Genomic DNA, 26,897 nt, shown 5'->3' with positions numbered 1-26,897 from the left:
TCTCAGCTCACAACTCGGCTTCATTAACCTAACCAACGCAGCGCTCGGGAGTCCCCCGAGCGTTGCGCGTAGAGTCGCGCCATGTCTCAAAAAACACCTGACAATCAATACCGCTCTCCTCCCACCCATGATCTTCCCGAGATCCTCGAAACGGTTGAGGAAGTAGCGCCTGAACGTAATGCGTTAGACCGCTTGATTGCACGGGGCGGTCGTGCCGTTTCCTGGTTGGTGCTGGTAGCAATGGGTATCAGCGTCGTTGAGGTCTTTATGCGCTACGGTTTTAATAATCCCACTTCCTGGGTACACGAAACCGTGGTGTTTCTGATCGCGGTTATCTTTGTGTTGGGCGGCCCAGCGGCCATGGCGCGCAATAGCCATATCCGCGTCAAAGTGCTCTACGACAGTGCCGGGCCCAGGCTGAAGTGCTGGATGGACCGCTTCAATGATCTGCTCACCCTGATTTTCTGCCTGACAATGAGCTATGCCGCCTTTCATATGTTCTGGGGAGCGTCACATAACCCGCTCGGCGAGTGGTCGCTGGAGCGCTCCGGCACCTCCTGGAACCCGCCCTTTCCCGCCATGGTGAAAGGCATGATTATGTTTGCCCTGATGTTGATGACCCTGCAAGCCACACTGCATTTATGGCAATCGCTTAAAGCGAAGCCCCGCACCGAGGAGGCGCGCTGATGGATATTTCAACCGCAACAATCCTCATGGTCGGAGCCATTTTCGCGCTACTGGTCACCGGTCTGCCGCTGGCGTTTATCACCGGCTTGGTAGCGATGGCATTCACCTTCGGTTGGTTCGGCGAGGCGGCGCTGCCGCTGGTCACCAGCCGCGTCTATGGGTTTATCACCGAGTATTCGCTGGTGGCGGTGCCCATGTTTGTGTTGATGGCATCGCTACTGGATCGCTCTGGCATTGCCAAAGATCTATTTAACGCCATGCGCGTTTTCGCCGGTCGCCTGCCGGGTGGCGTGGCGGTGCAGACCATCGTGGTGGCGTTTTTCCTGGCCGCCCTTTCGGGCATTATCGGCGGGGAGATCGTGCTACTGGGGATTCTGGCGCTGCCGCAAATGCTGCGCCTGGGCTATGACAAGCGCCTTTCCATCGGCGTGGTGTGTGCCGGGGGCGCCCTGGGCACCATGATGCCGCCCTCGATCGTGCTGATTATCTATGGCCTGATCGCCAGCGTATCAATTGCCGACCTGTTCGCTGCTGCCGTTACGCCAGCCATCATCCTGATGGGCTCCTATATCGCCTATGTGCTGGTACGTTGCCTGAAAAACCCTGCGCTTGGCCCGCCGTTGAATAAAGACACCCAGGACAATCCTTTCGCCAGTAAGCTGGACGCGGTCAAAGCCATTCTGCTTCCAGGGCTAATTGCCTTTCTCGTGCTGGGCACGATCTACGGCGGCATCGCCTCGGTCACCGAGGCGGCGGCCATGGGCGTTTTCGGCGTACTGCTCGCCACCATTGTGCGCGGCGAGTTCACCCCCAGCATGCTGCATCATAGCCTCGGCCAGACCATGAACACCTGCGGCATGATCATCTGGATCGGCATCGGCGCCGCTGCTCTGGTGGGCGTTTATAACCTGATGGGCGGCAACCGCTTTGTGTCGAGCTTGATTCTCGGGCTCGACGTTGCGCCGATTGTGATCATTCTGGTAATGATGGCGATTATGCTAGTACTCGGGTTATTCCTCGACTGGATCGGGATCGCCATGCTGGCCCTGCCGATCTTTCTGCCCATCGTTATTCAGCTCGGTTTCGACCCGATCTGGTTCGGTATTCTGTTCGCCGTCAATATGCAGGTGTCGTTCCTGTCACCGCCCTTCGGGCCCGCCGCCTTCTACCTTAAAAGCGTGGCTCCGCCGGATATCAGTCTGAAGGATATCTACCTGTCTGTACTACCCTTTATGGCCATTCAGCTGTGCATACTCGCGGCGCTATTGATGTGGCCGCAACTGGCCATTTGGCCACTATGATAATCGCCACTAGCATAAGGAGAACGCCATGCGACTGATTCAGTGTGACCACCAGGGCCAGGTTCACGCCGCCCTGGTCGAGAGCGAAGAGCAGGTCAGACTGCTCGACTGCGATACCTACACCTTGGCCAACCGGGCCATCAGCGCCGGTAAGCCACTTAACGAGATGGTGACAGAAGCGCTGACTGATACCCGCCTTGATTACCAAGCGCTGGTCGACGATAAGCGCCTGCTGCCACCGCTAACACATACCGACCCGGCCCACTGCCTGGTGACCGGCACCGGCCTTACCCACCTGGGAAGTGCCGATACCCGCTCAGCGATGCACGCTAAAGCCCAGGCCGCTGAAGAAGATATGACCGACTCCATGCGTATGTTCAAACTGGGCGTGGAGGGCGGCAAACCCGACGAAGGCCAGCCAGGTGCCCAGCCGGAGTGGTTCTACAAGGGCGATGGCCAGTGCGTGGTAGCACCGGAAGCAGCGATCCCCTCCCCCGCCTTTGCTGAAGATGCGGGCGAGGAGCCCGAACTGGCAGGCCTTTATGTGATCGGCAACGATGGCCAACCCTGGCGAGTCGGCTACGCTTTGGGTAACGAGTTCTCTGACCACGTCACCGAGCGCTTCAACTACCTGTGGCTGGCTCACTCCAAGCTACGTGCCTGCAGCTTTGGGCCTGAGCTCTTAGTCGGCGAACTGCCAGCAAACCTTGAAGGCACCAGCCGTATCCAGCGCAGTGGCGAAACGGTGTGGGAGAAGCCCTTTCTCACCGGCGAGGCCAATATGGCTCATAGTCTGGCTAATCTGGAGTACCACCACTTTAAATACCCGGGCTTCCGCCGCCCCGGCGATGTTCATGTGCACTTTTTCGGCACCGCAACGCTGAGCTTCGCCGACGGCATTAAGGTGCGCGAAGGTGATCGCTTTGAGATCAACATCAACGAGTTTGGCCGCGCCCTGCGCAACCCGCTCCGGGTGGAAGCAGACGCACCGGCCATCAGCGTAAAGTCGCTTTAAACCAGCAGGAGGATGTATGACTTTGGAAGGAAAACTACTCATCGGTCAGCAGGCCGTCAGCGGCCAACAGGCCGACATTCATGCGGTGAATCCCGCCACCGGCGAAACACTGGCGCCCGCCTACCCCGGCGGCGGCAAAGCGGAAGTCGAGCAAGCGTGTGAACTTGCCGAAGCGGCCTACGCCACTTACCGCGAAACCTCGCTTGAAGACCGGGCGGTGTTCCTCGAAACCATCGCTAGCGAGATCGAGGCGATCGGCGAAGAGCTGACCGAGCGTGGCGTCGCCGAAACCGGCCTCCCCGAAGCGCGCCTGCAGGGCGAACGTGGCCGCACCTGCGGCCAGCTACGCTTGTTCGCCAACGTGGTACGGGCCGGTGAGTGGCTCGATGTGCGCATCGATCCCGCCCTACCTGATCGTGAACCGATGCCGCGTGTTGACCTGCGCCAGCGGCATATTGCCCTGGGCCCGGTGGCAGTATTTGGCGCCAGCAACTTCCCACTCGCCTTTAGCGTTGCCGGCGGCGATACCGCCTCAGCGCTGGCAGCCGGTTGCCCGGTCGTGGTCAAGGGCCACTCTGCCCACCCCGGCACCTCCGAGCTAGTGGGTCGTGCGATTCAGCGCGCCGTGGCCAAATGCAACCTGCCTGAAGGCGTCTTTTCGCTGCTGTTTGGTTCCGGCAAAGAGATTGGCCAGGCGTTGGTCGCTGATCCGCGCATTCAAGCGGTAGGGTTTACCGGTTCACGCAGCGGCGGTACGGCATTAATGGCCACAGCCCAGGCGCGCCCGCAGCCGATCCCGGTCTACGCCGAGATGAGCTCCATCAACCCGGTGTTCTTGCTACCAGAAGCGCTCAAGTCCCGCGGCAAAGCCATCGCCGAGGGGTTTGTTGGCTCACTGAACATGGGCGCCGGGCAGTTCTGCACCAATCCCGGGCTGGTGATTGCGATTCAGGGCCCAGAGCTGGATGCCTTTGTTGAAGCGGCCGGTGAAGCGGTTAAGGGCAGCGCTGCCCAGACCATGCTGACGCCGGGTATTCACGACGCCTATCAACAGGGTGTTGATAGGCTCGCCCACCACGCCAAGGTCACCGAGGTGGCGCGCGGTCAGGCAGGTGAAACAGCCAACCCCTGCCAAGCAGGGTTGTTCGTTACCCAGGCCGAAGCGTTCCTCAATGAGCCTGCCCTTCAGGAAGAGGTGTTCGGTTCCACCTCACTGGTCATCGCCTGTGCCGATGCCAAAGAAGTGGCGAAAGTGGCTGCCCAGCTCGAAGGCCAGCTCACTATTACCCTGCAAATGGATGACGGCGACTTGGCGACTGCCAAGCAACTGCTGCCCACCCTGGAGCGCAAGGCGGGGCGGATTCTGGCCAACGGCTGGCCGACGGGTGTAGAAGTGTGCCACACCATGGTACACGGCGGCCCTTATCCGGCGACGTCGGACTCCCGCACCACCTCGGTAGGCAGCGCGGCGATTTTCCGCTTCCTGCGCCCGGTGTGCTACCAGGCGTTGCCGGAAGGGTTACTGCCCGAGGCTATTCGTGATGGCAATCCTGCAGGTGTATCACGCTTGATCGATGGCAAGCGTGAATAAGAGAGCGTCTCTTGGGACGTTACTCAACGAAGGCGTCGGTGATCTCACGATGACCGTATAGAAACGCATCGGCGACCTGGCGCAGCGGGGCAACATCCACCTCGCTGCGTTTTTTTGCGATCAGTTCGCCAAAGCGCGCGTAGAGGCCCTGGTACTCCCGCTCTTCGTCTTCAATGATCAGTTCATCGTCGATGACCAATCGGCAGCCACCCTGGGTAAGACTTAAACGGCCTTTATCGGTGTCGATATGCATATCCCAGGTGGGAGGCCCGCTCTGGCGAAAGTCAAACGCGGCCTCAATGGACGCGCCTTCTGGGTCGGTAAAGGTAAGATCCGCGGCAATCGGGGTTTGCGCATTGCTCGGCACTAACAGCTGCGCCTGTTGCAGAAAAAACGGCTGGGGCAAGATGGCGGTCGCAATCGACAGCGCATTGATACCGGGATCAAAAACCCCCATGCCACCGGGCTGCCAGATCCACGCTTGACCGGGATGCCATACCCGCACGTCCTCTTTCCACTCGATCTTAACCCGCTGCACTTGCCGATCAGCTAACCAATGCTGGGCCTGGGCCACGCCGGGAGCAAACCGCGAGTGCCAGGCAGCAAACAAGCTTACGCCCTGCTCTTTGGCACAGGCAATCAAGTCCTCCACTTCGCTCAGCGTCGCCCCCGGTGGCTTCTCTAGCAGCACATGCTTGCCACGCATCAGTGCGGCCCGCGCCTGGGAGTAGCGCAGGTGCGTTGGCGTGCAAATAGAGACGGCGGTGATTTCCGGGTGAGCGTCTAGCATCGCATCAAGATTCTGATGGGCCGACACATCGGGTAGTTCCGCGTAAGGATCTGCCGTGGCAACAAGTTGGCAGTTCGGGGTGGCGGCTATCGCTGGAAGGTGCTGGTCGCGGACAATTTTACCCACGCCTACCAGGCCGAGCTTAAAGCCAGAGCTGAAATCAGACATACGCTTGCCTTAGTATTTGCCATTAAAAATAGGAGTTAGGGCGCGGTATGGGGCAACTCAACACTGCGCCCTAATGAACTAACGCTGTGCTCAAGCCCTAGCGCCGCGGCGGTACCTGCGAGCACCGCTTGGGAGGCTAAAAACGCCTCACGGGGGCGGCGCAGCCGAATGCTCTCCATCAGTTGACGGTGGCGTTCTAAGCTCTCTTCAGGATCCGGGGCGTTCTCGTTGGACATGGAGATCAACATATAGATGGAGGGCCGCAGGATATGTGATAGCTGCGCCCAGACGATATTGTGGGTCGCCTTGAAAATCGCTTCGTGAAAGGCGACATCGCACTCACTGTGCAGGCGCCGCTCCTCTTCGCAGGTGGCGTTGCGCAGATTCTGCCCTAGCCCTTCAAACGCCTCTTCAATGGCGACCAAGTCACGCGCCTTGGCCCTCTTGGCGGCGGTCATCGCCACATAGGGCTCAACGTCCAGGCGGAAGGCGAGGATTTCACGCTGAATATCCGGGTTGGGCGCCGCATAGCGGGTCAGCCAGTCGGTCACCTGGGCATCGAGAATATGCCACTCTGAGTATTCGCGGACCTTGGAACCATGACCGGAAATCCGCTCAATAATCCCGGCATCGACCAGTTGGCGAAGATCGCTACGCACCGCTGAGCGATTGATCGCAAAGCGTTCACATAGATCCATTTCCCGGGGCACTAGGTCACCGGGGTGATAACGGCCACCGAAGATCTCCTCGGCGAGATATTCGGCAATACTGGGGCGAGCTACTGGCTTACTGGGAGATGACGTCACTGCGATAAGGCCCTATTTCAATTCCTGTCAATCATACCGTACTTGACCGGTCGACTGTTACCGACGGGGAAGCTTCGAGCCCCGCCCGCTGCTTCAGTTCCAGCCGCCGTTCATAGAGGCCTTTAGCACCCAGCGTGCCCAGCACCAGAGCGCCGCCAACCATGGCCATTGGCGCGGGCTGTTCGGCCAGAATCCACCAGGCCAACAGCGTGCCTATCACCACTTCCAGCAGTATTAGCAGGCCCACTTCGGCGGAGGGCAGATAGAGCGGCCCACGCTGCAACAGCGTGACCCCGCAGGGCACAATAATCAGGCAGAGCAGGATCACGACGGCAAGCTGGTTGGCTGCAGGCAGGCTCGGTTCGCTCCCTGCCAGCCAAAACAGCCCCGCAGTGCTACCCACGATAAGGCCGTTGAATACCAGCATGGGGCTCATATCCACCCCCGGCCGCGTACGGCAGAGGGTAAAGTTAATCGCCAGGGTCGTTGCCGCCATCAAGGCAAAAGCGTTGCCGACCCAAGAGCCGGCGCCCGCGTCATCAAGGGCGATCAGCGCAACACCTGCCATACACAGCAATATCGCTAACCAGGTGCGCCTGGGCAGTTGCTCCTTGAGGATAATCCAGGAGAGCACTGCAGCGATAAGTGGCGAGCTAGCCAGTATCATCAACACGTTGCCCGCCTTGGTGTACTGGTTGCCCAGCACAAAACCGCAGGTGGTCAGGCTGAACAGCAGCGCCACGGCGATACCTGTCCAGCCGCAGCGACGATAAGCCGCCAGCGTGCCACGACCATAGCGCATCAGGGCGATCAGTAGAAAACCTAACCCAGAAAGAAAGCCACGCCACATCAGGATCTCTGCATCGGGCAGGTCGGCCACTTTAATCAGCAGGGCATCCGGGGCCATGATCAGCGCCCCACCAGCGGTTAACAGCAAGCCTTGCTGGCGATGCGAAAAGGTACTCCAACGACTCATGTGTGGTATCAATTCCTTTAGTGATTGTCCCTGGGCGGATGCCGGCGGGCTACATCGCGATACTTAGTCGCAGGCTCCAATGTCATACCGCGATCCAAAGGTTCGACCATGCTGCGCTGGATCTCCTGCCAAGGCGTCTGATGGCCAGGGTAGCGGTAGCCGCCCTGCTGGGCCAAGCGCTCCCGGCGCGCTTCCAGCTCACTGGTGTCAATCAGCAGCTGTACCTCACCGCGTTTAAGATCGACCCGCAGTCGGTCGCCGCTTTCCAGCAGCGCCAAGCCGCCACCGGTAGCCGCTTCCGGGGAGGCATTGAGAATCGAGGGCGAGCCGGAAGTACCCGACTGGCGGCCATCGCCCAGGCACGGCAGCGATTCGATGCCCTGTTTGATCAGCGCCTCCGGCGGCTGCATATTGACCACTTCGGCACCGCCAGGGTGGCCTACCGGGCCAGCGCCGCGCATTACCAGAATGGTACGAGCGTCGATATTGAGCGCCGGGTCATCAATGCGGGCGTGGTAATCTTCAGAGCCATCGAATACCACCACCTTGCCTTCAAAGGCTTCCGGGTCGTTGGGGTCATTCAGGAAGCGCTCACGGAAATCCCGCGAGATCACGCTGGTTTTCATCAGCGCCGAGTCGAATAGATTGCCCTTGAGATTGAGGAAGCCCGCGTGCTCCACCAACGGGTCGCTATAGCGACAAATCACATCAGTGTCTTGGGTTTCACGGCCCTGCAAATTATCGCCGATGGAGCGGCCATTGACCGTTAGCGCCTCGCCGTGCAGCTTACCGGCAGTGTGTAGCTCATGGAGGATCGCGGGCACCCCCCCGGCGCGGTAGAACTCTTCGCACAGGAAAGCACCGGCGGGCATCACGTTGGCAAGCAAAGGGATTTCATGGCCCAGCCGCTGCCAGTCGTCGTTATCCAATTCAATGCCCGAATGGCGGGCGATGGCATTGATATGCACCGGCGCGTTAGAGGAACCGCCCAGGGCCGAACATGCCACGATGGCATTTTCAAAGGCATCACGGGTCAGGATATCCAGCGGGCGCAGGTCTTCCCAGACCATATCAACGATCCGTGTGCCGGTATCGTAGGCCACCATCGCGCGCTCTTTATAGGGCGCGGGAATCACCGCCGAGCCAGGCAGGCTCATACCCAGCACTTCCGCCATAGAGTTCATGGTGGAAGCGGTGCCCATGGTGTTGCAGTGGCCAATCGAGGGTGCCGAGTCGCTAGCGCGAGAGAGGAACTCCGCGTAGTCGATATCTCCCGCGGCCAAGCGCTTGCGAAGCTCCCAGATAATCGTCCCCGAGCCTACCCGCTCGGCACCGCGCCAGCCGTTGAGCATCGGCCCACCGGAGAGCACGATAGCGGGGATATTCACGGTTGCCGCCGCCATCAGCGCCGCAGGGGTGGTTTTATCACAGCCAGTGGTCAATACCACGCCGTCCAGCGGGTAACCGTGGAGTACTTCCACGATGCCCAAATAGGCAAGATTACGATCTAACGCAGCGGTAGGCCTACGCACATTTTCATGAATAGGGTGCATGGGAAATTCAAACGGCACGCCACCTGCGGCGCGAATGCCGTCTTTCACCCGTTTAACCAGGTCAATATGGTGGCGGTTACATGGCGTTAGATCAGAACCTGACTGACAGATACCAATAATCGGCTTACCGCTAGTCAGCTCATCCAGCGTGATACCGTAATTAAGATAACGCTCGATGCACAGCGCCGTGGTGCCGGGGTGATCGGGGTTATCGAACCAGTAGCGTGAACGCAACTGCTCAGGCGTTATTCGTTGAAAATTGGCCATGGTGTCTCTCCACGCCTAAAGTAAATAGAACAAGCCAGTAGGCGCGCTTTAGGCACTCATACTGCCCCACCAACATAAACGATTAAGTAAGCTCCCTTAAATGTAGGGGAGAGTCGCCACGAAGGTACGCTTTCTTCTCTGCGGCGTCGACACATACAAAAGTATATGTTGAACATATATGAAAAACGTTACACATTCACATCTAAGGGTGGCGGCACTTACACCGTTAATAGGTGAGTACCGCTGACATACAACAACAATTAACCACGCTGCAGCTCGCTTAGAAGCCCCCTTAGCGAAGCGGTCTGCAGCACGCCAGGAGAGTGACGACTATGCACCATCTTTGGAAACGCACCCTACTATTGACCGGCGCCACACTGCTCAGCTCAGGCATCGCTTACGCGCAAACGCCCGACCTTTCCGACCCGCCTGAAATCGAAGGCGAGACGGTGGGCGATCATGGCAGTGTCACCCTGCGCATGGGCCTTGGCTTAGCGGAAAGCTCGCCTCAGTACATCTCTAGCCAATACTTCGCGGATATTCTTGACCAGCGCAGTGAAGGCCGTATCACCGTCAATATCTTCCCCAACAGCCAGCTTGGCGACGATGTGCAGATGATGGAGATGTTGCAGACCGGGACGCTGGATATGACTTACCCGTCGTCTTCTCCCGCCACCGGCTATGTTGAAGAGTTAGCGGTTTTCGACCTCCCCTTTCTGCTACCTACCCGAGAGGCGGCTGTCGAGGCCATGCGGAGCGATGCTGCCCAGGAGATGCTCGACGCCTTCGATGGCACCGGTCTGAAAGCGCTGGCATTCTCTGAAAACGGCTTCCGCCAGCTCTCCAATAGCGCTCGGGAAGTCTCTTCTCCAGAAGATGTGGCAGGGCTGGATGTTCGTGGCCTGTCGATTCGCACCATGGAGAACCCGGTGCACCTGGCGATTTGGGAAGCCCTGGGCGCCAACCCAACCCCGATGGCGTTTGGTGAACTCTTCTCCGCCATGGAACAGGGCGTGGTCGATGGCCAGGAAAACCCCTGGAGCACCATTCTAACCTCTAATTTCCATGAGGTTCAGGACTACGGCTCCGAAACCCGCCACGTCTACACGCCCTTTATCAAGATGATCTCTCAGCGTACCTGGGATCGCCTCGACCCTGAGTATCAGGAGCTAGTCCAGGAAGCAGCGCTGCAGGCTGCTGATTATGAAATCCAGCTTTCCAGCGAGTACGACGATTGGGCGCGGGATCAGCTTGAAGAGCGCGGCATGCAAATTACCCGTCTTGATGACGAGCAGATTGCCGCTTTCCAGGAAGCCGTGCAGCCGGTATACGAAGAGTGGGCGCCGCGCATTGGTGAAGACCTAGTGGCTGAGTTTCAGCGCATTGCTGAATCATCAATGACCGAGTAAGCACCTATCTACTTTTTGGGTTGAAAAACATGCCTCACCCCGTACCTCTCCTGCCGTGATTACTTGGCTGCAGAGGTAACGGGGTGATCCACCTTTAATGCCTCCTCGCTGGCTGACGGCAATCGGGAGAGCTAACGATATGAAGACACTTATGCAACCACTGTCCTTGAATGACGCTCTTCCCAATGACTTGGATAACGCGCTGCTGGTTGGCCGTGTATGGCTGGATGGCACTCATCCAGGCCCCGCGCTGGTAACCGTGAAAAACGGCCAGGTGATCGACATCACCGAGTTCGGCCCCACCATGGCGGATCTGCTGGAACGCGATGATTTACAAGCGTTAGTGCAGCGGGCGGAAGGCCCCAACCTAGGTAGTATCGAGGCACTGCTGAAAAACTCTCAGTTACCCCAACCACAAGCGCCCTACCTGCTCGCTCCTTGCGATGTTCAGGCCGTTAAAGCCTGTGGCGTCACCTTTGCCGTTAGCCTGCTGGAGCGAGTCATCGAGGAGCAAGCGGGCGGCGACCCGGCGCGGGCAGTGGAACTGCGCGATGACTTGCAGGCACTGATCGGCAAAGATCTTTCTAAAATTAAGCCGGGCTCTGACGAGGCGATGTCGCTTAAAAAAGCGCTTCAGGCACGCGGTGGGTGGTCGCAATATATGGAAGTTGGGATCGGCCCGGATGCAGAGGTATTTACCAAATCCCAACCGCTCTCATCGGTAGGCTTTGGCACCTCGGTGGGTTTGCACCCGTCTTCAAAGTGGAATAACCCCGAGCCGGAAATTGTCCTGGCAGTAGACAGCCGCGGCCAGGTGCGTGGTGCGACTCTCGGCAACGACGTCAACCTGCGCGATGTGGAAGGGCGCAGCGCCCTGCTACTCGGCAAAGCAAAAGATAACAACGCCTCCTGCTCCATTGGCCCCTTCATTCGCCTGTTCGATGACCACTTCGATATCGACAGCGTGCGCAATTGCCAGGTATCTCTGCGCATTGAGGGTGAAAACGATGACTTTCTGCTCCAGGGCGAAAGCGATATGCGCGAAATCAGCCGCGACCCGCTGGATCTGGTCAGTCAAACCATCGGCGAACACCACCAATACCCGGACGGCTTTATGCTGTTCCTGGGCACCATGTTCTCGCCCATTCAGGATCGCGACGGCGAGGGTCAGGGCTTTACCCATCATCTGAATGATCGTGTCACCATCGCCACGCCTGCTCTGGGCGCCTTGGTCAACCGAGTAGGCAGAAGCGATCAACTGCCGCCCTGGACTTATGGCATTCGTGAACTGATGAGCCACTTGGCGCGCCGCTGATTCTGTCAATCAATAAGCCACTCATATCGCAGCCCAGGAGCGCACCATGACAACCATCACTCGCGTCGAGATCCAGGATATTCGTTTTCCCACCTCGCGCTCACTGGACGGCTCGGATGCCATGAATGCCGCGCCGGACTACTCTGCCGCCTACGTCATCCTGCACACCGATGACGGCAGCCCCGAGGGGCACGGTTTAACCTTTACCATTGGCCGCGGCAACGAGATTGTGGTCACTGCTTTACAGTCGTTGGCACCGCTGATTGAAGGTCGCTCGCTGGCCTCTATTACTGACAATATGGGCACTTTCTGGCGGGAAATTACCGGCGATAGTCAGCTGCGCTGGATTGGCCCCGATAAAGGCGCGATTCACCTCGCCACCGCCGCCATCGTTAACGCCGTGTGGGATATGTGGGCGAAAAACGAAGGTAAGCCGGTGTGGAAGCTGCTGGTGGATATGACCCCGGAACAGCTGGTGCGCTGCCTTGATTTCCGCTTCGTCACCGATGCATTAACGCCGGAAGAAGCGATCTGTTTACTGCGCCGCCAGGCCTCCGGAAAAGCAGCCCGCGAAGCCGAAATGCGCCGCGATGGCTACCCCGCCTACACCACGTCAGCGGGCTGGTTGGGCTACAGCGACGAGAAAGTGCGCCGCCTGGCTCGGGAAGCATTGGCCGAAGGCTGGACTCATTTCAAACAGAAGATTGGCGGCGACATCGAAGAAGATGCCCGCCGTGCGGCGCTGCTGCGCGAAGAGATCGGCTGGGACAACGTGCTGATGATGGACGCCAACCAGGTATGGGAAGTCGACGAGACGATCACCAAGATGCGTCGACTGGCCGAATTTGATCCGCTATGGATTGAGGAACCCACCAGCCCTGACGATATTCTTGGCCACGCCGAAATTCGCCACCGGGTTGCGCCTATCGGCGTCGCCACTGGCGAGCACTGTCACAACAAAGTGATGTTCAAGCAGTTCTTCCAGGCCGATGCCATCGACTACTGCCAGCTGGATGCGGCGCGTTTGGGCGGGCTTAACGAAGTGATTTTAGTAACGCTGATGGCCGCCAAGTTCGGCGTGCCGATTTGCCCTCACGGCGGCGGGGTTGGGCTTTGCGAGTACACCCAACATATCTCACTGTTCGACTACATCGCGGTATCCGGCAGCCTTGAGGGCCGTGTGCTTGAGTATGTGGATCACCTGCACGAGCACTTTATCGACCCAGTGGTCATCAACCGTGGTCGCTATCAGGTACCTGAGGCGCCGGGTTACAGTATCGCCATGCATGCGGAATCCCAAGCAAAGCACCGCTTTCCGGAAGGCGCGGCCTGGCAGGAAGAGAGTTAATGATCGACACCACCACCTTTTTAGATGAGCTCACCAGCCTGCTCGGCGAGCGCGGTCTGCTGCGCGAGCCGGAGGCCATGGCCCGCTACGTCAGCGACTGGGCGGGCGACACATTAGGCATGCCGTTGGCCGTGGCCCGCCCGGCCAGTACCTTGGACGTCGCCGAAGTCGTTAAGCGCTGCTATGAGCAAGGCGTCGCCATGACGCCCCAAGGTGGCCATAGCGGTTTGGTGGCAGGTGCCTTGCCCGCCGCTAATGGTCAGGAACTGGTGATCAGCTTAGAGCGCTTAAATAGCGTACGCGCGATTGACCCGGTTAACTTCACCATCACGGTAGACGCAGGCTGTATTCTTGAGAACGTTAAGCTAGCGGCAGCTGAGCATGATTGCGACTTCCCTCTCTCGCTAGGCGCACAAGGCAGCTGTCAGATTGGCGGCAATATCGCCACCAACGCAGGTGGGCTTAACGTGCTGCGCTACGGCATGATGCGCGAGCTGGTGCTGGGGCTTGAAGTAGTCCTGCCCGACGGGCGCGTTTGGGAAAGCCTGAGCGCGCTGCATAAAGACAACCGCGGTTACGACCTTCAGCAGCTGTTTTTAGGCAGCGAAGGCACCCTGGGCATCGTCACTGGCGCGGTGCTCAAGCTCTCACCGCGCCCGACCCAAAACCGTACCGCACTGCTTGGCCTGCCCTCTGTTCAGGCGGTGATTGATCTTTACGGTTTGGCTCGCCGCAACTGCTGCGACCTATTGACCGCTTTTGAGCTGATCCCCCGCCGCTGCATTGAGCTAGCGATCGAAGCAACGCCTGAGCTGCGCGACCCGATGGAGAGCGCCTACCCCTGGTACGTGCTAATGGAAGTTGCGGCCACGGGGCCAGTGGATCTGGGTTCGATGTTGGAAGCGCTGCTGGAAACCGGCATGGAGCGTGAGCTGGTGCAGGATGGCGCGCTGTCATCCAGCGGCACCCAATCCGCCCAGCTTTGGCAGTTCCGCGAAAGTATGCTGGAAGGCCAGCGGCGGCGCGGCGAGCATCTGCGCACTGATATTTCAGTGCCTATCTCGGCGATACCCGACTTCGTCAGCCAAGCCAGTGACGTGGTCATGGCGGCGTCACCCGAGTGCGAAATTATTGCCTACGGGCATGTGGGCGACGGCAACCTGCACTTCAACATTCTGCCGCCCGCGGCAATGGCGGATAGCGATAAGAAAGCCCATCTGCACGACCTGGAGGAGCGGCTATTTGATGTGCTTGACGACTTCCACGGCAGCATCAGCGCTGAACACGGTATTGGCCGCACCAAGCAAGCGCCTTACCTGGCGCGGCTATCGCCGATTGAGCGAGAACTGATCAGCGGTGTTAAGGCGCTGTTTGATCCCAAAGGACTGATGAACCCAGGAAGGATCTTGCCTGCTGGGGAGTAATCCCCAGCAGTTTAGCCACAGCTTTTGTTCATTGGCATACAACAGGGCATCGATGCCCGCAACGACGAAGGCGCAGCCTGGGAGGACTCTTACAAGGTGGTACGTACCAACGGCCAGCACCCCACGAATAAAGCGATGGCGTAAAGCCAGAATCATTGCTTACCTTCTGTGCGCAACTTAATCACTTCGTCTACTGCCAGACCGGTCACTGCAGCAATCTGCTCATTACTCAGTACCCCAAGCCTGATCAGGTTTCGGGCGGTTTTTTCAATACCCAGCTGTTCGCCTTCTTGACGCCCTTTTTGACGCCCTTGCTCAAGCCCTTCGCGCTTAGCTTGGTTCAAAAGCGACACCTCGTCCCGCAATGCCCGTTCGCGCACAAACGCTAAACGACGAGTCTCTTCGTCGGCACTCAGCTCGCGGATGCGACTCATCGCTCTCTTGACCGGTTCGTGGGCTATATTGGCCATGGTGAGATCCTCCTGCCAGTGCTTAAAAAACGTAATCCAGGCGCGCAGTGGGCCTTCCGGCAGCCCCAGGCGATCCGCCTTTTTCAATTCGATCAGGTTCATCTGCAGGATGTTCCCCAGCGATACGTCAGGCTGCTGTTCATCGCGCATTTCAAACCGCCACACTGCTTGCTGACGCTCCGATTCCTGTGCGGTGAACAAGTCAAAATCAAGCAGATGTAAACCCACTGAGGCGTTCAGCGCTTGGTAATCCTCGCCTGCTTCGAGCTGGTTGCCTAGCATGCGCGCCAGATAAAACAGTCCACGCTTGTGCCACGCATCAAAACGGCGCACCTGAACTTCCACATTATAGCAGTTGCCTTTCCCATCTCGGGCCAAGACATCGAGAATAATATATTTGCCGTATAGCTCGTCCGGCTTAATGGTTGGGTTGAGTATCTCTACCGAGGCAATATCCGGTAAGTCCGGTCGCAGGTCATTGATCAAATCGGCCAGCAGATCAGGCGCTTCAGCAAACAACCGCTTGAAAACGTAGTCGTTGGTCGGGTCGAGTAAGTCGCTCACCACCACTCCTCAGGAAAATGAGAGCTTTAGCATAGCGTGGTGCTCCCGCTGTTGTCATTGCATATAGAGGCTCCAACCCAGTTGCAATCTCCTCGCAATAACGATGATGACACCATAAACAATCTCTATCGCAAGCGATTAGTACCCCATGATATCCGGCAGCCAGGTAGCCAACCCCGGCACAGCGATCAGCAGCAGAATAGTGGCGATAATCGGTAGTAAGAACGGCATGATCGCCGTAACGACCTGGCCGTAGCGCAGCCGGGTAATCCCGACCATCAGGAACAGCACTGTGCCAAAAGGCGGGGTAATCACTCCCACCGAGAGTGTAATCACCATCACGATACCAAAGTGAACGGGGTCTAACCCGGCACTGAGTGCCGCTGGTACCACAATCGGGGTGAAAATCAGGATGCTTTCAATCACCGACATAAAGCAGCCAATCAGCAGAAAGAACAGCGCAAAGCAGAGCAGCAGTGCAAACATGGGCATATCGATGCTGGCGACCTGGCCCGCCAACGCCTGGGGGATGCCCATGCGCACCAGAATCCAGCCGTAAAAACTGGATACCGCAATAATCAGCAGGATCACCGCGCTGAACATCAGCGTGCGGCTGAAGGCGCTATAGAGATCCCGCCAATTCAAATCCCGATAGATCAAGCCACCCAGAATGACCGCATAGAGCGAGGCAATCGCACCGGCTTCCGTCGGTGTAAAAAAGCCGCCCCAAATGCCACCAACGATAATGGCGGGCATCATTAACGGCAGGAGGGCACGCTTACCAGTACGGGCCACTTCACAGGCGTCAAAGGGGGTGGGTTTGGGCATGACCACCCTGCCAGTAGTGCCCAGCAGTACTGTCATACCCATCAGCAGCAGCGCCATCAAAATACCCGGCAGCAGCCCCGCCATAAATAGCCCGCCAATACTTACATTGGCCAGCCAGCCATAGACGACTAGCGCGATGCTTGGCGGGAGAATCGGCCCGATAACGCTGGAGGCAGCGGTAATACCGGTGGAGTAATCCAGTGCATAGCCACGCTCCTTCATGGCTTTGATTTCAATGCTACCAAGGCCTGCTGCGTCGGCCACGGCAGTGCCTGACATGGTGGCAAAGATAGAGCTGGCTACCACGTTAGCGTGGCCAAGGCCGCCCTTGGTAAAGCCCACCAAGGCAGTGGCAAAGTCAAAAATCCGCGTGGTCGTCGAGCCGATATTCATAATATTGGCGGCCAGAATAAACAGCGGAATCGCCAGCAGGGTAAAGTTATTGAGCGTTTGTACCATACGCAGCGGCAAGAGCTCGACAGGCAGGCCGCCCGTCCCGGTAAATACCAAGGCGATAAAGGAGGTCACGCCAATAGCGACGACCACCGGCAAGCCAATGGCCATCAGTACTAATAGGCCGCCGACAAAAATCAGTAGTTCGGTCATGGCTGAGAGGCCTCCTCTTCGTGGGAGGTTTCCAACCACGCCACCGGGCCACGCAGGGTTTGCCACAGGGCAATCAGCGCCATACCCGCAAAGCTGAAAAAAACACCGTAGTAGAGGTAACTAAAACTGATGCTTAACGAGACCGTTTTATTATTGGCGCTCATATCCGACATGATCCATGCGCCCCAGGCGGCGAGCGCAAAAAAAACACAGGAAATCAGCGCGGCGAGCCGATATTGGATGTTTTTACCCAGCCCTGAGAGCTTGTGGCTAAACAGATCTACCACTAGATGCTCGCTGCGCACCCACGCCGATAATGAGCCAAAGCCAATCGCGTAAATCGCCAGCATTGACGCCACTTCTTCGGTCCAGGGCATACCTAGCCCCAGCAGGTCACGGGCAATAACGGCCGCCACGATTAGCAGCAGAATGGCCGCCATTAGCGCTACGCCCGCCCCATCGCATAGGCGTGTGAGGCCCCGCAGCGTATAGAAAGCAATTCGATCTGGCCCGTTACTGGGCGCTATCGCGTCTTCCACAGAAGAACTCCTTACCCTGACGTCTTTTTGGTCGTCTATGAAACTACAACGACGGCCCCATGGGCCGCCGCGATTTCTGGCCAGCACGTTTTACTCGCTGTCGTTACCCAGCGCATCTTCACGAACACCGTCGGCCATGTCAGCCATAACACGATCGATGGCCGGTAACGCCGCTTCGCGGAAAGGCGTCACATCCGGCTCAATGACGGTCATCCCTTCATCCTGAAGCGCTTCCAGATAGAACTCGTCAAGCTCCCGCTCTTGCTCTGAGCCGTATTGACGAGCTACGTCGATCGCCTCTTCAATCAATGCCTGGTCATCGGCTTCTAGGCCATCCCACCAGCGCGAACTGGCCACCCAGCTCCAAGGAAACTGTACGTGGCTGGTCATAATCAGGTAGTCCTGTACTTCCCATAGGCGACGGGTATAGGGGGAGGAGAGCGAGTTCTCGTGGCCATCTACCTGGCCGGTCTGCATGGCGAGATAAATCTCTGGCGCAGGCACGTTCACTACCTGAGCGCCGATCTCCTCCCACACTTCTAGCCATACTGGCAGCGAAGGCAGGCGCAGGCGGAAACCCTCCAGATCAGCCGGCGTGTGTATCTCCTTGTTAGCGGTCATGTGGCGGGGCCCGCGGTGCTGCAAACCAAAATACTTCAGGCCACCCTGGCTTTCTGCTTTCTCAACCAGCGCTTGGCCGGAAGGGCTCTCCATATAGGCGTCTACTTCATCCCAGGTGGTGAACACAAAGGGAACCGTAATGGCGTCGTATTCAGGCGCATACTGCTGGCGCCAGTTACCACCGGTAATGGAGAGCTGGGTTTGGCCCAGATTCAGCAGTTCCAGCACGGCGTTCTCACCGCCCAGAGAACCGGCTAAAAAAGGACGCACTTCAAAGCGGCCTGGTGCCTGTTCCTCTAAATATTCAGCAAAGCGTTCCACGGCGGCGCTTTCCGAGCCGCCCTCACTCATGGTGTTGTTAACTTGGATTTCGATGGGGTTAGCTAAAACGAACGGAGCCGTTGTTAGCATGCCTAGGGTAGCCAGCGTGGCAAACAGTTGTTTCCGCATGGGATGCACTTTCTACGTTGTCGTTATTGGATGTGTTGCTAGTTCGATCTTGAAACAAGCCGTCGAGGGGCTCAAATCGACGTTCAAGAAGGCTGACTTCGTCAAATACGATGGCTAGAAACGCCGCTATAGAAGGCTTTTTAACCTACCCCCTCACCGCTATACGACCAAAGATGAACACCTGACTGCCGTCATTAACCTACTATCTCGCACGTTTTAGGCCAGTGAACGGTTAGGTAGTGGTGCTTAGCTTTCTCAAAGCACGAAGCCATTAAAGAAGCTAAGAGTCATCCTCATTCTGAGTAAGATGATCCACCAAGTGTCTGGCAGTCACGTGTAGCGAGGCGTAGCGGCGCATACCAATCACCAGCTCGCGCTGAGCCCAGGGATCGCTAAGCGGGATGCTTCTGAGCTGCAAATCGCCCAGATCACGATAGATGGTCTGCTCGGGAAGTACCCCCACGCCCATGCCGTGGTGGATCATGCGGCAAATAGCGTCAAAGCTGCGCACCTGAATACGCATTCGCAGCGTTTTGCCTGCCAAAGTGGCCTGTTCATTCAACAATGATTGCAATGAGGCATCATGCTGTAAGCCAATAAAATCGAAGGCTAGCGCTTCGTTAAAAGCGATGCTTTCACGCTCGGCCAGGGGGTGATCAATGGGTGTCATTAACACGAGGCGGTCATGGCGATAAGAGAGCTGCTGTAGATCAGGCGCCGCCACATGACCGGCAAAAATGCCGATATCGGTTAATCCATCACGAACGGCGGCAATGATTTCACTGCTAACGCGCTCTTGAAGGTCAATTTTGATTTCGGGGTAGAGGCGAGAGAAAGCGCTGAGATCCTGGGGCAAAAAGGCAATGATCGCCGATGTATTGGAGTGAATACGCACATGGCCGCGAACGCCTTCGCCGTATTCACTTAGCTCAGCATGCAGCCGCTCGATGTTATCCATAATACGCCGGGCATGGTGCAAAAAGGCCTGCCCGGCAGGCGTTAACTCTACGCCACGGGGGCGACGGTAAAGCAGCGTGGTGCCCACCAGCGCTTCTAGGTCGCTAATACGTTTGCTCACCGCGGCAAGCGCCAAATGTTCGCGCTCGGCAGCCGCCGTCAGACGCCCCTCATCCGCTACGGAGATAAACAGTTTAAGGGTGACGAAATCGAAGCGGCGCATGTAACGGACTCCTTTAAAGCAAGCTCACTATGGTAGCCCACACCTTCGCCAGCCACGAACCCTTTGTTACCGATTGCCTAATTGTCGCCCCTGGTTAGCTCACGCATGCTGACAAGTAGTGATACACCAATGATAAGAGAGAGCCTGAATGAATGCTTCCGAAGCACGCCAGCTTCCGCTACAGGGCTTAAAAGTTCTAGAGCTTGGCCAACTGATTGCGGGGCCATTCGCCACTAAGCTGCTGGGCGAATTCGGTGCCGATGTGATTAAAATTGAGCCGCCCGGCACCGGCGACCCACTTCGCAAATGGCGAATGATAGAGGATGGCACCTCGCTCTGGTGGCATGTGCAGACCCGCAACAAGCGCTCTGTGGCGCTGGATTTACGCAGCGAAGAGGGCCAAGACCTGGTGCGCAAGCTCGCCGCCGAAGCCGACGTGGTGGTGGAGAACTTCCGCCCCGGCACGTTAGACAACTGGGGACTAGGCTGGGAAGCGCTCTCCCAACTCAACCCCCGACTGATCATGGTGCATATCTCCGGCTACGGGCAAACGGGGCCCTACCGCGACAAGCCTGGCTTTGGGGTGATTGGCGAAGCCATGGGCGGGCTGCGTTACCTCACCGGCCAGCCGGGAGAGCCTTCGGTACGCGTAGGGGTGAGCATCGGCGACTCGCTTTCCGCACTTTACGCCGTCATCGGTACACTACTCGCTCTTCAGGAGCGCAACCGCAGCGGCCTGGGCCAAGAGATCGACGTTGCGCTGTACGAGTCGGTATTTGCGATGATGGAGAGCCTGCTGCCGGAGTTCGATGCCAGCGGCCAGGTGCGCGAACCCAGCGGCAGCGCCCTGCCCGGCATAACTCCTTCCAACGCCTATCGCTGCCAAGATGGCGATTACGTGCTAATTGCCGGTAACGGCGACAGCATCTTCAAGCGCTTGATGGGCGTAATTGATCGTGATGACCTCGCCAACGACCCGGCTCTGGCCCATAACGATGGGCGCAGCCAGCAAGCCAAGATGATTGATGCCGCCATTCAGGCCTGGACAGAAGAGCGCCCAAAGGAGGCCATTTTACAAGCGCTAGATGAAGCCCGCGTACCCGCAGGCTACCCCTACACTGCAGAAGATATCGCCCATGACCCCCACTATTTAGCGCGGGAGATGATTCAGACCTTTACCCGCCCCAACGGCAAACCGCTCAAAGTCCCCGGCGTGTTGCCTAAGCTTAGCGCTACCCCTGGGCGACTTGGCGACGGCGGCCCGGCGCTTGGCCAGCATACCGACGATGTTTTGGATGAGCTGGGCATTGACCACGAAACCCGCGCCAAACTGCGCCAAGCGGGCATTATTTGAGGAACACATCATGAGCCAGCCAACGCCCTGTCCCACCAAGGTAGAAATCAACGAAGTGGCTCCCCGGGACGGTCTGCAGATCGAGGCACGCTTCGTGCCCACGGAAGACAAAATCCACTGGATCGACGCGCTCTCCGCCACCGGGCTACGACGTATTGAAGCAACATCGTTTACGTCGCCTAAAGCGATCCCCAACCTGCGTGATGCCGCAGACGTTGTCACCGGTATTCAGCGTCGGGAAGGCGTCGATATCACGGTGCTAGTACCCAACGTAAAGGGCACCGAACGGGCGCTGGCTTGCCAGGTGGATGAGATCAATCTAGTCATGTCAGCTAGCAATAGTCACGGGCTGGCCAATCTGCGCATGACGCCAGAGCAGTCCCTTGAGCAGTTCGCGGCTATTTTGGAAGTGACACAGGGTAGCGGCGTTTTTATCAATGCATCGGTTTCCACGACCTTCGGTTGCCCCTTTGAAGGCGAAGTGCCCGAAACGCGGGTACTTGAGCTCGTTGAGCAACTTATCGGCCTTGGTATACAGGGTGTCACACTCTGCGACACCACCGGCATGGCCAACCCTGCACAGGTCAAACGCCTGTGTGAAGCAGTGCTTGGGCGCTGGCCTGAAACACCGTTTACCCTGCACTTTCACAACACTCGAGGCATGGGCTTAGCCAATGCACTGGCGGCGTGGCAGGCGGGCATCACCCGCTTTGATGCTTCATTAGGTGGGTTAGGCGGCTGCCCCTTCGCCCCCGGCGCCAGCGGCAATGTATGCACCGAAGACTTGGTACATATGTTTGAAGCCATGGGCGTCGATACCGGCGTCGACTTGGACGCGCTACTTGAGGTCGCCGCCACCCTCCCCGACCTTATCGGCCACGATGTGCCGGGGCAGGTGGTCAAAGCTGGGAAATCGTCTCGGCGTTATGAGATGCCTAAAGCTCAAACCTGAGCATCAGGCTGGTCCAATTACATGCTTCACCTCTAGATACGCACTTAGCCCCCAGGGGCCCAGTTCACGGCCAATGCCGCTGCGCTTGAAGCCACCCCAGCCGGTTTCGGGTAGCACTAATTGCTCGCTGTTGTACCAGATGCTTCCGGCTTTGAGCTGGCGGCCTATGCGCTTGGCCCGCTCAGGATCGCCGCTAATCACCGTGCCCGCCAAGCCGTAGGCACTATCGTTAGCAAGTGCGATTGCTTCGGCTTCGCTTGCCACGCTGCGCCCACACAGCACTGGGCCAAAAATTTCTTCCCGCCATAAGCGGCTCTCTAGCGGCACATCACGGTAGAGCGTAGGCGCGAGGAAATAGCCCTTCTCTGGCAGCGTGCGGTGTCGCTTGTCGCGCACTGCTGTTAGCCCTTCCTGCTCGGCGATATCCAAATAGCGCTGCACCGCGTCGCGCTGTTTGGCGCTGGTCAGTGGCCCTAAGTCAGTCCCTTCTGCAAGCGGGTCGCCCAGTGTTAGCGCATCCATACGCTCGGCGAGAGCAGTGTAGAGTGCTTCCGCTACGTCTTCGTGCACTAATAAGCGTGAAGTTGCTGAGCAGATCTGCCCAGCGTTGAAGTAGATACCGGCCATTACCCAGTCGGCGGCCTGGGCGGGGTCGGCGTCTTCCAACACCAAAATCGGGGATTTACCGCCGAGTTCCAATGACACGCTGGCCGTGCGGGCTGCAGCGGCTTGCATGACTGTTTCGCCTACACGATTACTGCCCGTGAATGAGATTTTATCCACGCCGGGGTGATTGGTGAGTGGCGCGCCGATGCCCTCACCGTCGCCATTGAGCAGGTTCAGCACACCTGCGGGCAGCGCAATCTCTAAAGCAATTTCTGCCAGCACTAGTTCAGGCAGCGGCGTCACTTCCGAAGGTTTGAGTACTGCGGCACAACCCGCCGCCAAGGCAGGTGCCAGCTTCCATGCGCTGGTCACCAGCGGGAAGTTCCAGGGCGCAATCAGCCCCACTACCCCAACCGGGTCATGATAAGTACGCGCCTCAACGCCTTCCATTTCCACGCTGACCAGCTCGCCCTGGCGTGCATCCAGCGCTTTAGCCTGTTTCGCGTAGTAGCGGTAGCAGGCAATCGCATCGTCCAGGTCAATCTCCGCCTCTGCAAGTGGCTTACCGTTATTGGTCGCCGAAAGCGTGAGAATAGTATCCCGACGGGCTTCTAGCGCATCGGCAAATCCATCCAGGTATTTTGCACGTGCGGTACCGCCCAACGCCTGCCAAGCGGGCTGCGCCTGCTGGGCGGCTTTAACGGCGGCGTCTACATCTGCAGCATCCCCCGCCGTGACTTGAGCAATACGTTCCTCGCGGTAGGGGTTCATCACATCGAGTAGGCGAGCTCCCGAAGATGCGACCCACTGGTTGTTGATAAACTGTTTATCTAACAGCGAAGCATGTTCTGCACTTGAAGAAGTAGGCACCTTGGTAACTCCTTTAAAGGTCGTGTTGGCGAAGCCAGTCATCGATTAGTCGCTTGAGATGTTGACCGCTAAAACTAGGGAAGTGCCCGCCGTGAACTGTGCGTACCGGCAGCTCTCTAAGCCGTCGCATACTGGCGGCATAATCGATTAAGCTGCTGTGCCAGAGATCTTCGATAAGCGGACCATCGTAAAATTAGGGTAATACCGTCCGCCTTGGGGGCGATACGGTACCACTGCTGTTCATTGATGTGCTGCAGACTCATACGGTTACCCGCTTCGCAACAGCCGCCTTACTGACCACAAAATAGAGCGCGCCTGTGATCACAAAAACCGGTAGCGATGCACCAAAGTCCAGCGGCGCTACCCAATTCCAGTAATAGGCCAACAGCGCGCCTATCGCGTAGCTGCCCAGCGCCAGCCAGTTAAAAGCGGGAAGACTATGGTCAGCCTGGATCAACTGCGCCGAGGTATAGCGCTGGCGACCCAACAGGTAGTAATCGACGATCATCAGAGAAAAGGCCGGAATAAAAACGCTACCGATAATCAAAAGAAAGGTCTGGAACTGGTCAAGAATGCCAGGGATCAAGGCGCCAACCACTGACACCACACCAATGATTAACGCCGGTTTCCAAAACGCCACCTTAGGGCGCACGCTCATAAAGGAAAGCGTTGCGCTATATACGCACATTACGTTGGTGGTCAGTACTGAAAAGAAGATAACCAGGGCGGCAGGTAAACCAAACCCAAAACCGCTAAGCAGTGCTGTTGGGTCATATGTTTGCTCCATGCCAACCGTAATCGAAAGCGCCGATACCGTCGCCCCCAATCCCATAGCAATCAAAGTGGCCGTGACATAACCGCCCCAAGTACCCACAACAGCGGCTTTAAGCGAGCGGCAGTGGCGGTTGTAATCCGCGGCTAATGGAATCCAGGAAAAAGCGGTCGCCACAACGATATCGAAGATCACACCACCACCCAGAACCCCTTCTGGTTCCAGTTGGGTAATGCTCGGCAAATCGTAGTGGCGATTTAGTGCGAAAAGTACCACTGCCGACAGCCCTACCATCAGCACCGCCGCAATTTTTTCTACCTTTTCGATACCTAAATGGCCGCGCAGGGCAATAAGCACTACCAGCGACTCACACAACACTGTAAACAGCGCCATATTGGAGTAACCAGTTAAGCTTTCGACCGCGTAATCGAGGCTCATGCCCGCCAACAGCGCTTGAATCCAACTCCACGCGATTAGCGCCAGCAAATTAACCCATGCGGGGAAATTAGCTCCCTTGCGGCCAAAAGTGCCCCGTGCCAGCACCATGGTGGTCATGCCGGTTTGCTGCCCCATCACGCCGATTAATACCAATGGGATAATACCGATTGCTGAGCCCAACACGATCAGCAGCATGGCATGCTGAAAAGTGAGGTCGGGCACCAAAAACATGCCGGTGAGAATGGTAGTAACCACCACATTGGCACCGAGCCATAGGGCAAAGGTTCCCGGCAGCCCGAGACTGTGCTCAACGCTATCCGCGGAGAGGGTATCCTGACCTAAAATATGATTATTCTTCATTATGCTCTCCTGATTTCAGCAGGCTTTTCTGCCAAGCAGCGGCGTCAATTTCGATCAGTAAAGGCCCGGTGGCTACGCGGTTGGCGAGCGCCTTGGCAAGCTCGGCGGGGCTTTCCACTAGCATGCCGGGGCAGCCGAAACCTTCAGCCAGGGTGAGAAAATTCGGCGCCTGAATATCGACCCCTAAGCGCGCCACGCCGTTGGCATCCATATAGCGTCGAATCTCTTCGTAACCGGCGTTGTGCCAAAGCACGATGACGATTGGCAGACGTTCTTCGACTGCCGTTGCAAGCTCGGAGAGGGTAAACATCACTCCACCATCACCTACCAAGGCGACCACCGGGAGATCAGGACGACCCAACTGAGCGCCCAGTGCCGCCGGAAGCCCGTAACCCAAGGTGCCGTAGCCCGTTGATGCGTTGAAATAACGCCTTGGCGCTGGCTGACTTACCAAGTGGTTCCCGGCATACACCGTCGCGGTGGAGTCGCCTACCAAAATCGCTTCGGGCAGGTAGTCGGCCAGGGTTTTATAAAGTGGCACAAAGTCAGTAAAAGCAGGGTCGTTTACCAAATTAAGCGCGCCCAATGCTGCGGCGGTTCGTTCAACACCTTGACGCTTCAGCGGCTCGGGAAAGTGACCAAGCAGAAGCTCCAAACTGCGCCCTGCATCGCCCACCAGCCCAAGCGTTGTGCGCTGGTTACGCACTAGCTGTTCAGGGTCGAGATCAATACGAATCAGCGTGCCATTAAGATGAAAGCCACCATCAAACACGACGTCGTAATCGGTCTCCCCAAGCTCGGTGCCTACCGCCAGAATCACATCGGCATTGACGGCTAGTTCACGAACGGCGGGCAGCGCAGCATTGGCACCCAAATCCAGCGGATGGTCGCGGCCTAGCAGCCCTTTGGCATTGATGGTGGTCACCGTGGGAGCATCGAGTTTTTCTACCAATGCCCGTGCGGCCTCTGGCGCTGAAACGCAGCCTCCGCCCAATAGCACCAGGGGCTGCTTAGCTGCTTTTAGCAGGCGTGCAGCCTCGGCGATCCCTTCAGGGTCGGGCGCAGCTCGATAAAGCTTAGGTGCTTGCCAACTAGTCGGAACGCGGACTGGCGCATTGAATAGATCGATGGGGATTTCGATATGCACCGGGCCAGGCCGCGCGCCCTTAAAGATAGCAAAAGCGCGTGCCAGCGCCTCGGGCAAGGTGTTGGCGTCCAGCAGCGTGTGGCTAAAACGAGCCACACCGCTGATCATCTGCTGCTGGCTGGGCAGTTCATGCAGCCGCCCTTGGCCCATACCCAGCGTATCGCGGCGATTGACGCTGGAGATCACCAGCATCGGGATAGAGTCCGCCAGGGCTTGGCCCATGGCGGTCGCTATATTGGTCATCCCCGGTCCGGTGATAATCAAGCAGACACCCGGCTGGCCGCTGGCGCGGGCATAGCCGTCGGCCATAAACCCTGCACCCTGCTCATGGCGAGGGGTGACGTGCTGCACTTCGCTGCCTTCCAGCCCGCGATAAAGCTCTACCGTGTGCACACCGGGAATGCCGAACAGGGCCCGTACCCCGTAAGTATCGCGTAGCAGCCGGATCAATAGCTCGGCGCAGGTCATTGTCTGGTTATCCTTCATAAAT

At 57.8% G+C, this 26,897-nt stretch carries 22 protein-coding genes; 10 read left to right on the top strand and 12 right to left on the bottom strand.

Features of this window, described 5'->3' with window-relative positions; genetic code table 11:
• Positions 1-81 precede the first annotated feature (81 nt).
• From ACT3UM_RS01750 to ACT3UM_RS01735, 4 genes are read left to right on the top strand one after another with little or no spacing between them, the layout of a single operon-like run.
• Positions 82-687, top strand: a complete 606-nt coding sequence (locus ACT3UM_RS01750) for a TRAP transporter small permease subunit (protein ID WP_498895577.1) — start codon at positions 82-84, stop codon at positions 685-687.
• Complete coding sequence (locus ACT3UM_RS01745; protein ID WP_498895575.1) at positions 687-1,988, top strand: TRAP transporter large permease; 1,302 nt, start codon at positions 687-689, stop codon at positions 1,986-1,988. Before ACT3UM_RS01750 ends, ACT3UM_RS01745 begins: the two co-directional genes overlap by 1 nt.
• Before the next feature lie 28 nt (positions 1,989-2,016).
• Positions 2,017-3,003, top strand: a complete 987-nt coding sequence (gene araD1, locus ACT3UM_RS01740; RefSeq protein WP_498895573.1) for an AraD1 family protein — start codon at positions 2,017-2,019, stop codon at positions 3,001-3,003.
• 16 nt (positions 3,004-3,019) lie between these two features.
• A complete protein-coding gene (locus ACT3UM_RS01735; RefSeq protein ID WP_498895572.1) occupies positions 3,020-4,594 on the top strand; it encodes an aldehyde dehydrogenase (NADP(+)) in 1,575 nt (524 codons plus the stop codon).
• A gap of 19 nt (positions 4,595-4,613) precedes the next feature.
• On the opposite strand, the gene ACT3UM_RS01730 is transcribed toward ACT3UM_RS01735, so the two are convergent.
• Genes ACT3UM_RS01730 through ACT3UM_RS01715 form a run of 4 tightly spaced genes read right to left on the bottom strand, consistent with a single transcriptional unit; the run spans position 4,614 to position 9,154 of the window.
• Positions 4,614-5,552 carry a Gfo/Idh/MocA family protein gene (locus ACT3UM_RS01730; RefSeq protein ID WP_498895570.1) on the bottom strand — a complete coding sequence of 313 codons (939 nt, stop codon included), beginning with the start codon at positions 5,550-5,552 and terminating at the stop codon, positions 4,614-4,616.
• Between the two features lie 35 nt (positions 5,553-5,587).
• A complete protein-coding gene (locus ACT3UM_RS01725; RefSeq protein WP_498895568.1) occupies positions 5,588-6,358 on the bottom strand; it encodes a FadR/GntR family transcriptional regulator in 771 nt (256 codons plus the stop codon).
• 31 nt (positions 6,359-6,389) lie between these two features.
• Positions 6,390-7,334, bottom strand: a complete 945-nt coding sequence (locus tag ACT3UM_RS01720) for a DMT family transporter (protein WP_498895566.1) — start codon at positions 7,332-7,334, stop codon at positions 6,390-6,392.
• A 17-nt stretch (positions 7,335-7,351) separates the two neighbouring features.
• A complete protein-coding gene (locus ACT3UM_RS01715) occupies positions 7,352-9,154 on the bottom strand; it encodes an IlvD/Edd family dehydratase (RefSeq protein WP_498895564.1) in 1,803 nt (600 codons plus the stop codon).
• A gap of 332 nt (positions 9,155-9,486) precedes the next feature.
• On the opposite strand from ACT3UM_RS01715, the gene ACT3UM_RS01710 reads away from it, so the two are divergent.
• From ACT3UM_RS01710 to ACT3UM_RS01695, 4 genes are all read left to right on the top strand, one after another.
• Positions 9,487-10,563: a TRAP transporter substrate-binding protein gene (locus tag ACT3UM_RS01710; protein WP_498895562.1), complete on the top strand. Its 1,077-nt coding sequence runs from the start codon at positions 9,487-9,489 to the stop codon at positions 10,561-10,563.
• 151 nt (positions 10,564-10,714) lie between these two features.
• Positions 10,715-11,878 carry a fumarylacetoacetate hydrolase family protein gene (locus ACT3UM_RS01705; protein ID WP_498895663.1) on the top strand — a complete coding sequence of 388 codons (1,164 nt, stop codon included), beginning with the start codon at positions 10,715-10,717 and terminating at the stop codon, positions 11,876-11,878.
• Between the two features lie 46 nt (positions 11,879-11,924).
• Complete coding sequence (locus ACT3UM_RS01700; protein WP_498895560.1) at positions 11,925-13,226, top strand: L-fuconate dehydratase; 1,302 nt, start codon at positions 11,925-11,927, stop codon at positions 13,224-13,226.
• A complete protein-coding gene (locus tag ACT3UM_RS01695) occupies positions 13,226-14,650 on the top strand; it encodes an FAD-binding oxidoreductase (RefSeq protein ID WP_498895558.1) in 1,425 nt (474 codons plus the stop codon). The genes ACT3UM_RS01700 and ACT3UM_RS01695 overlap by 1 nt, the downstream gene beginning before the upstream one ends.
• A 152-nt stretch (positions 14,651-14,802) precedes the next feature.
• On the opposite strand, the gene ACT3UM_RS01690 is transcribed toward ACT3UM_RS01695, so the two are convergent.
• The 5 genes from ACT3UM_RS01690 to ACT3UM_RS01670 form a co-directional block, all read right to left on the bottom strand.
• Positions 14,803-15,684 (bottom strand): Rpn family recombination-promoting nuclease/putative transposase, encoded by an 882-nt coding sequence (locus ACT3UM_RS01690; protein ID WP_498895556.1) that lies wholly within the window; start codon positions 15,682-15,684, stop codon positions 14,803-14,805.
• A gap of 138 nt (positions 15,685-15,822) precedes the next feature.
• Positions 15,823-17,118 carry a TRAP transporter large permease gene (locus tag ACT3UM_RS01685; protein ID WP_498895554.1) on the bottom strand — a complete coding sequence of 432 codons (1,296 nt, stop codon included), beginning with the start codon at positions 17,116-17,118 and terminating at the stop codon, positions 15,823-15,825.
• The gene (locus tag ACT3UM_RS01680; protein ID WP_498895552.1) at positions 17,115-17,657 is read right to left on the bottom strand and encodes a TRAP transporter small permease; all 543 of its coding nucleotides are present in this window, start codon (positions 17,655-17,657) and stop codon (positions 17,115-17,117) included. Before ACT3UM_RS01680 ends, ACT3UM_RS01685 begins: the two co-directional genes overlap by 4 nt.
• 90 nt (positions 17,658-17,747) lie before the next feature.
• Complete coding sequence (locus ACT3UM_RS01675) at positions 17,748-18,728, bottom strand: TRAP transporter substrate-binding protein (protein WP_498895550.1); 981 nt, start codon at positions 18,726-18,728, stop codon at positions 17,748-17,750.
• Positions 18,729-19,008: 280 nt separating this feature from the next.
• Complete coding sequence (locus tag ACT3UM_RS01670; RefSeq protein ID WP_498895548.1) at positions 19,009-19,908, bottom strand: LysR family transcriptional regulator; 900 nt, start codon at positions 19,906-19,908, stop codon at positions 19,009-19,011.
• Positions 19,909-20,056: 148 nt separating this feature from the next.
• Between ACT3UM_RS01670 and ACT3UM_RS01665 the strand changes: the two genes are divergently transcribed.
• Both ACT3UM_RS01665 and ACT3UM_RS01660 read left to right on the top strand, forming a co-directional pair.
• Positions 20,057-21,262 (top strand): CaiB/BaiF CoA transferase family protein, encoded by a 1,206-nt coding sequence (locus tag ACT3UM_RS01665; RefSeq protein ID WP_498895546.1) that lies wholly within the window; start codon positions 20,057-20,059, stop codon positions 21,260-21,262.
• Positions 21,263-21,272: 10 nt separating this feature from the next.
• Positions 21,273-22,214 carry a hydroxymethylglutaryl-CoA lyase gene (locus tag ACT3UM_RS01660; RefSeq protein ID WP_498895544.1) on the top strand — a complete coding sequence of 314 codons (942 nt, stop codon included), beginning with the start codon at positions 21,273-21,275 and terminating at the stop codon, positions 22,212-22,214.
• Between the two features lie 3 nt (positions 22,215-22,217).
• Here ACT3UM_RS01660 and ACT3UM_RS01655 read toward each other — a convergent pair whose 3' ends face one another.
• From ACT3UM_RS01655 to ACT3UM_RS01645, 3 genes are all read right to left on the bottom strand, one after another.
• The gene (locus tag ACT3UM_RS01655; protein WP_498895542.1) at positions 22,218-23,690 is read right to left on the bottom strand and encodes an aldehyde dehydrogenase family protein; all 1,473 of its coding nucleotides are present in this window, start codon (positions 23,688-23,690) and stop codon (positions 22,218-22,220) included.
• A 259-nt stretch (positions 23,691-23,949) separates the two neighbouring features.
• A complete protein-coding gene (locus tag ACT3UM_RS01650) occupies positions 23,950-25,260 on the bottom strand; it encodes a purine-cytosine permease family protein (protein ID WP_498895540.1) in 1,311 nt (436 codons plus the stop codon).
• Positions 25,250-26,893: a 5-guanidino-2-oxopentanoate decarboxylase gene (locus ACT3UM_RS01645; RefSeq protein WP_498895538.1), complete on the bottom strand. Its 1,644-nt coding sequence runs from the start codon at positions 26,891-26,893 to the stop codon at positions 25,250-25,252. The genes ACT3UM_RS01650 and ACT3UM_RS01645 overlap by 11 nt, the downstream gene beginning before the upstream one ends.
• Positions 26,894-26,897 lie beyond the last annotated feature (4 nt).

The organism is Halomonas sp. AOP13-D3-9, assembly GCF_052379125.1.
Taxonomy (GTDB): Bacteria; Pseudomonadota; Gammaproteobacteria; order Pseudomonadales; family Halomonadaceae; genus Vreelandella.
This window is presented reverse-complemented; position numbering and strand designations above follow the sequence as displayed.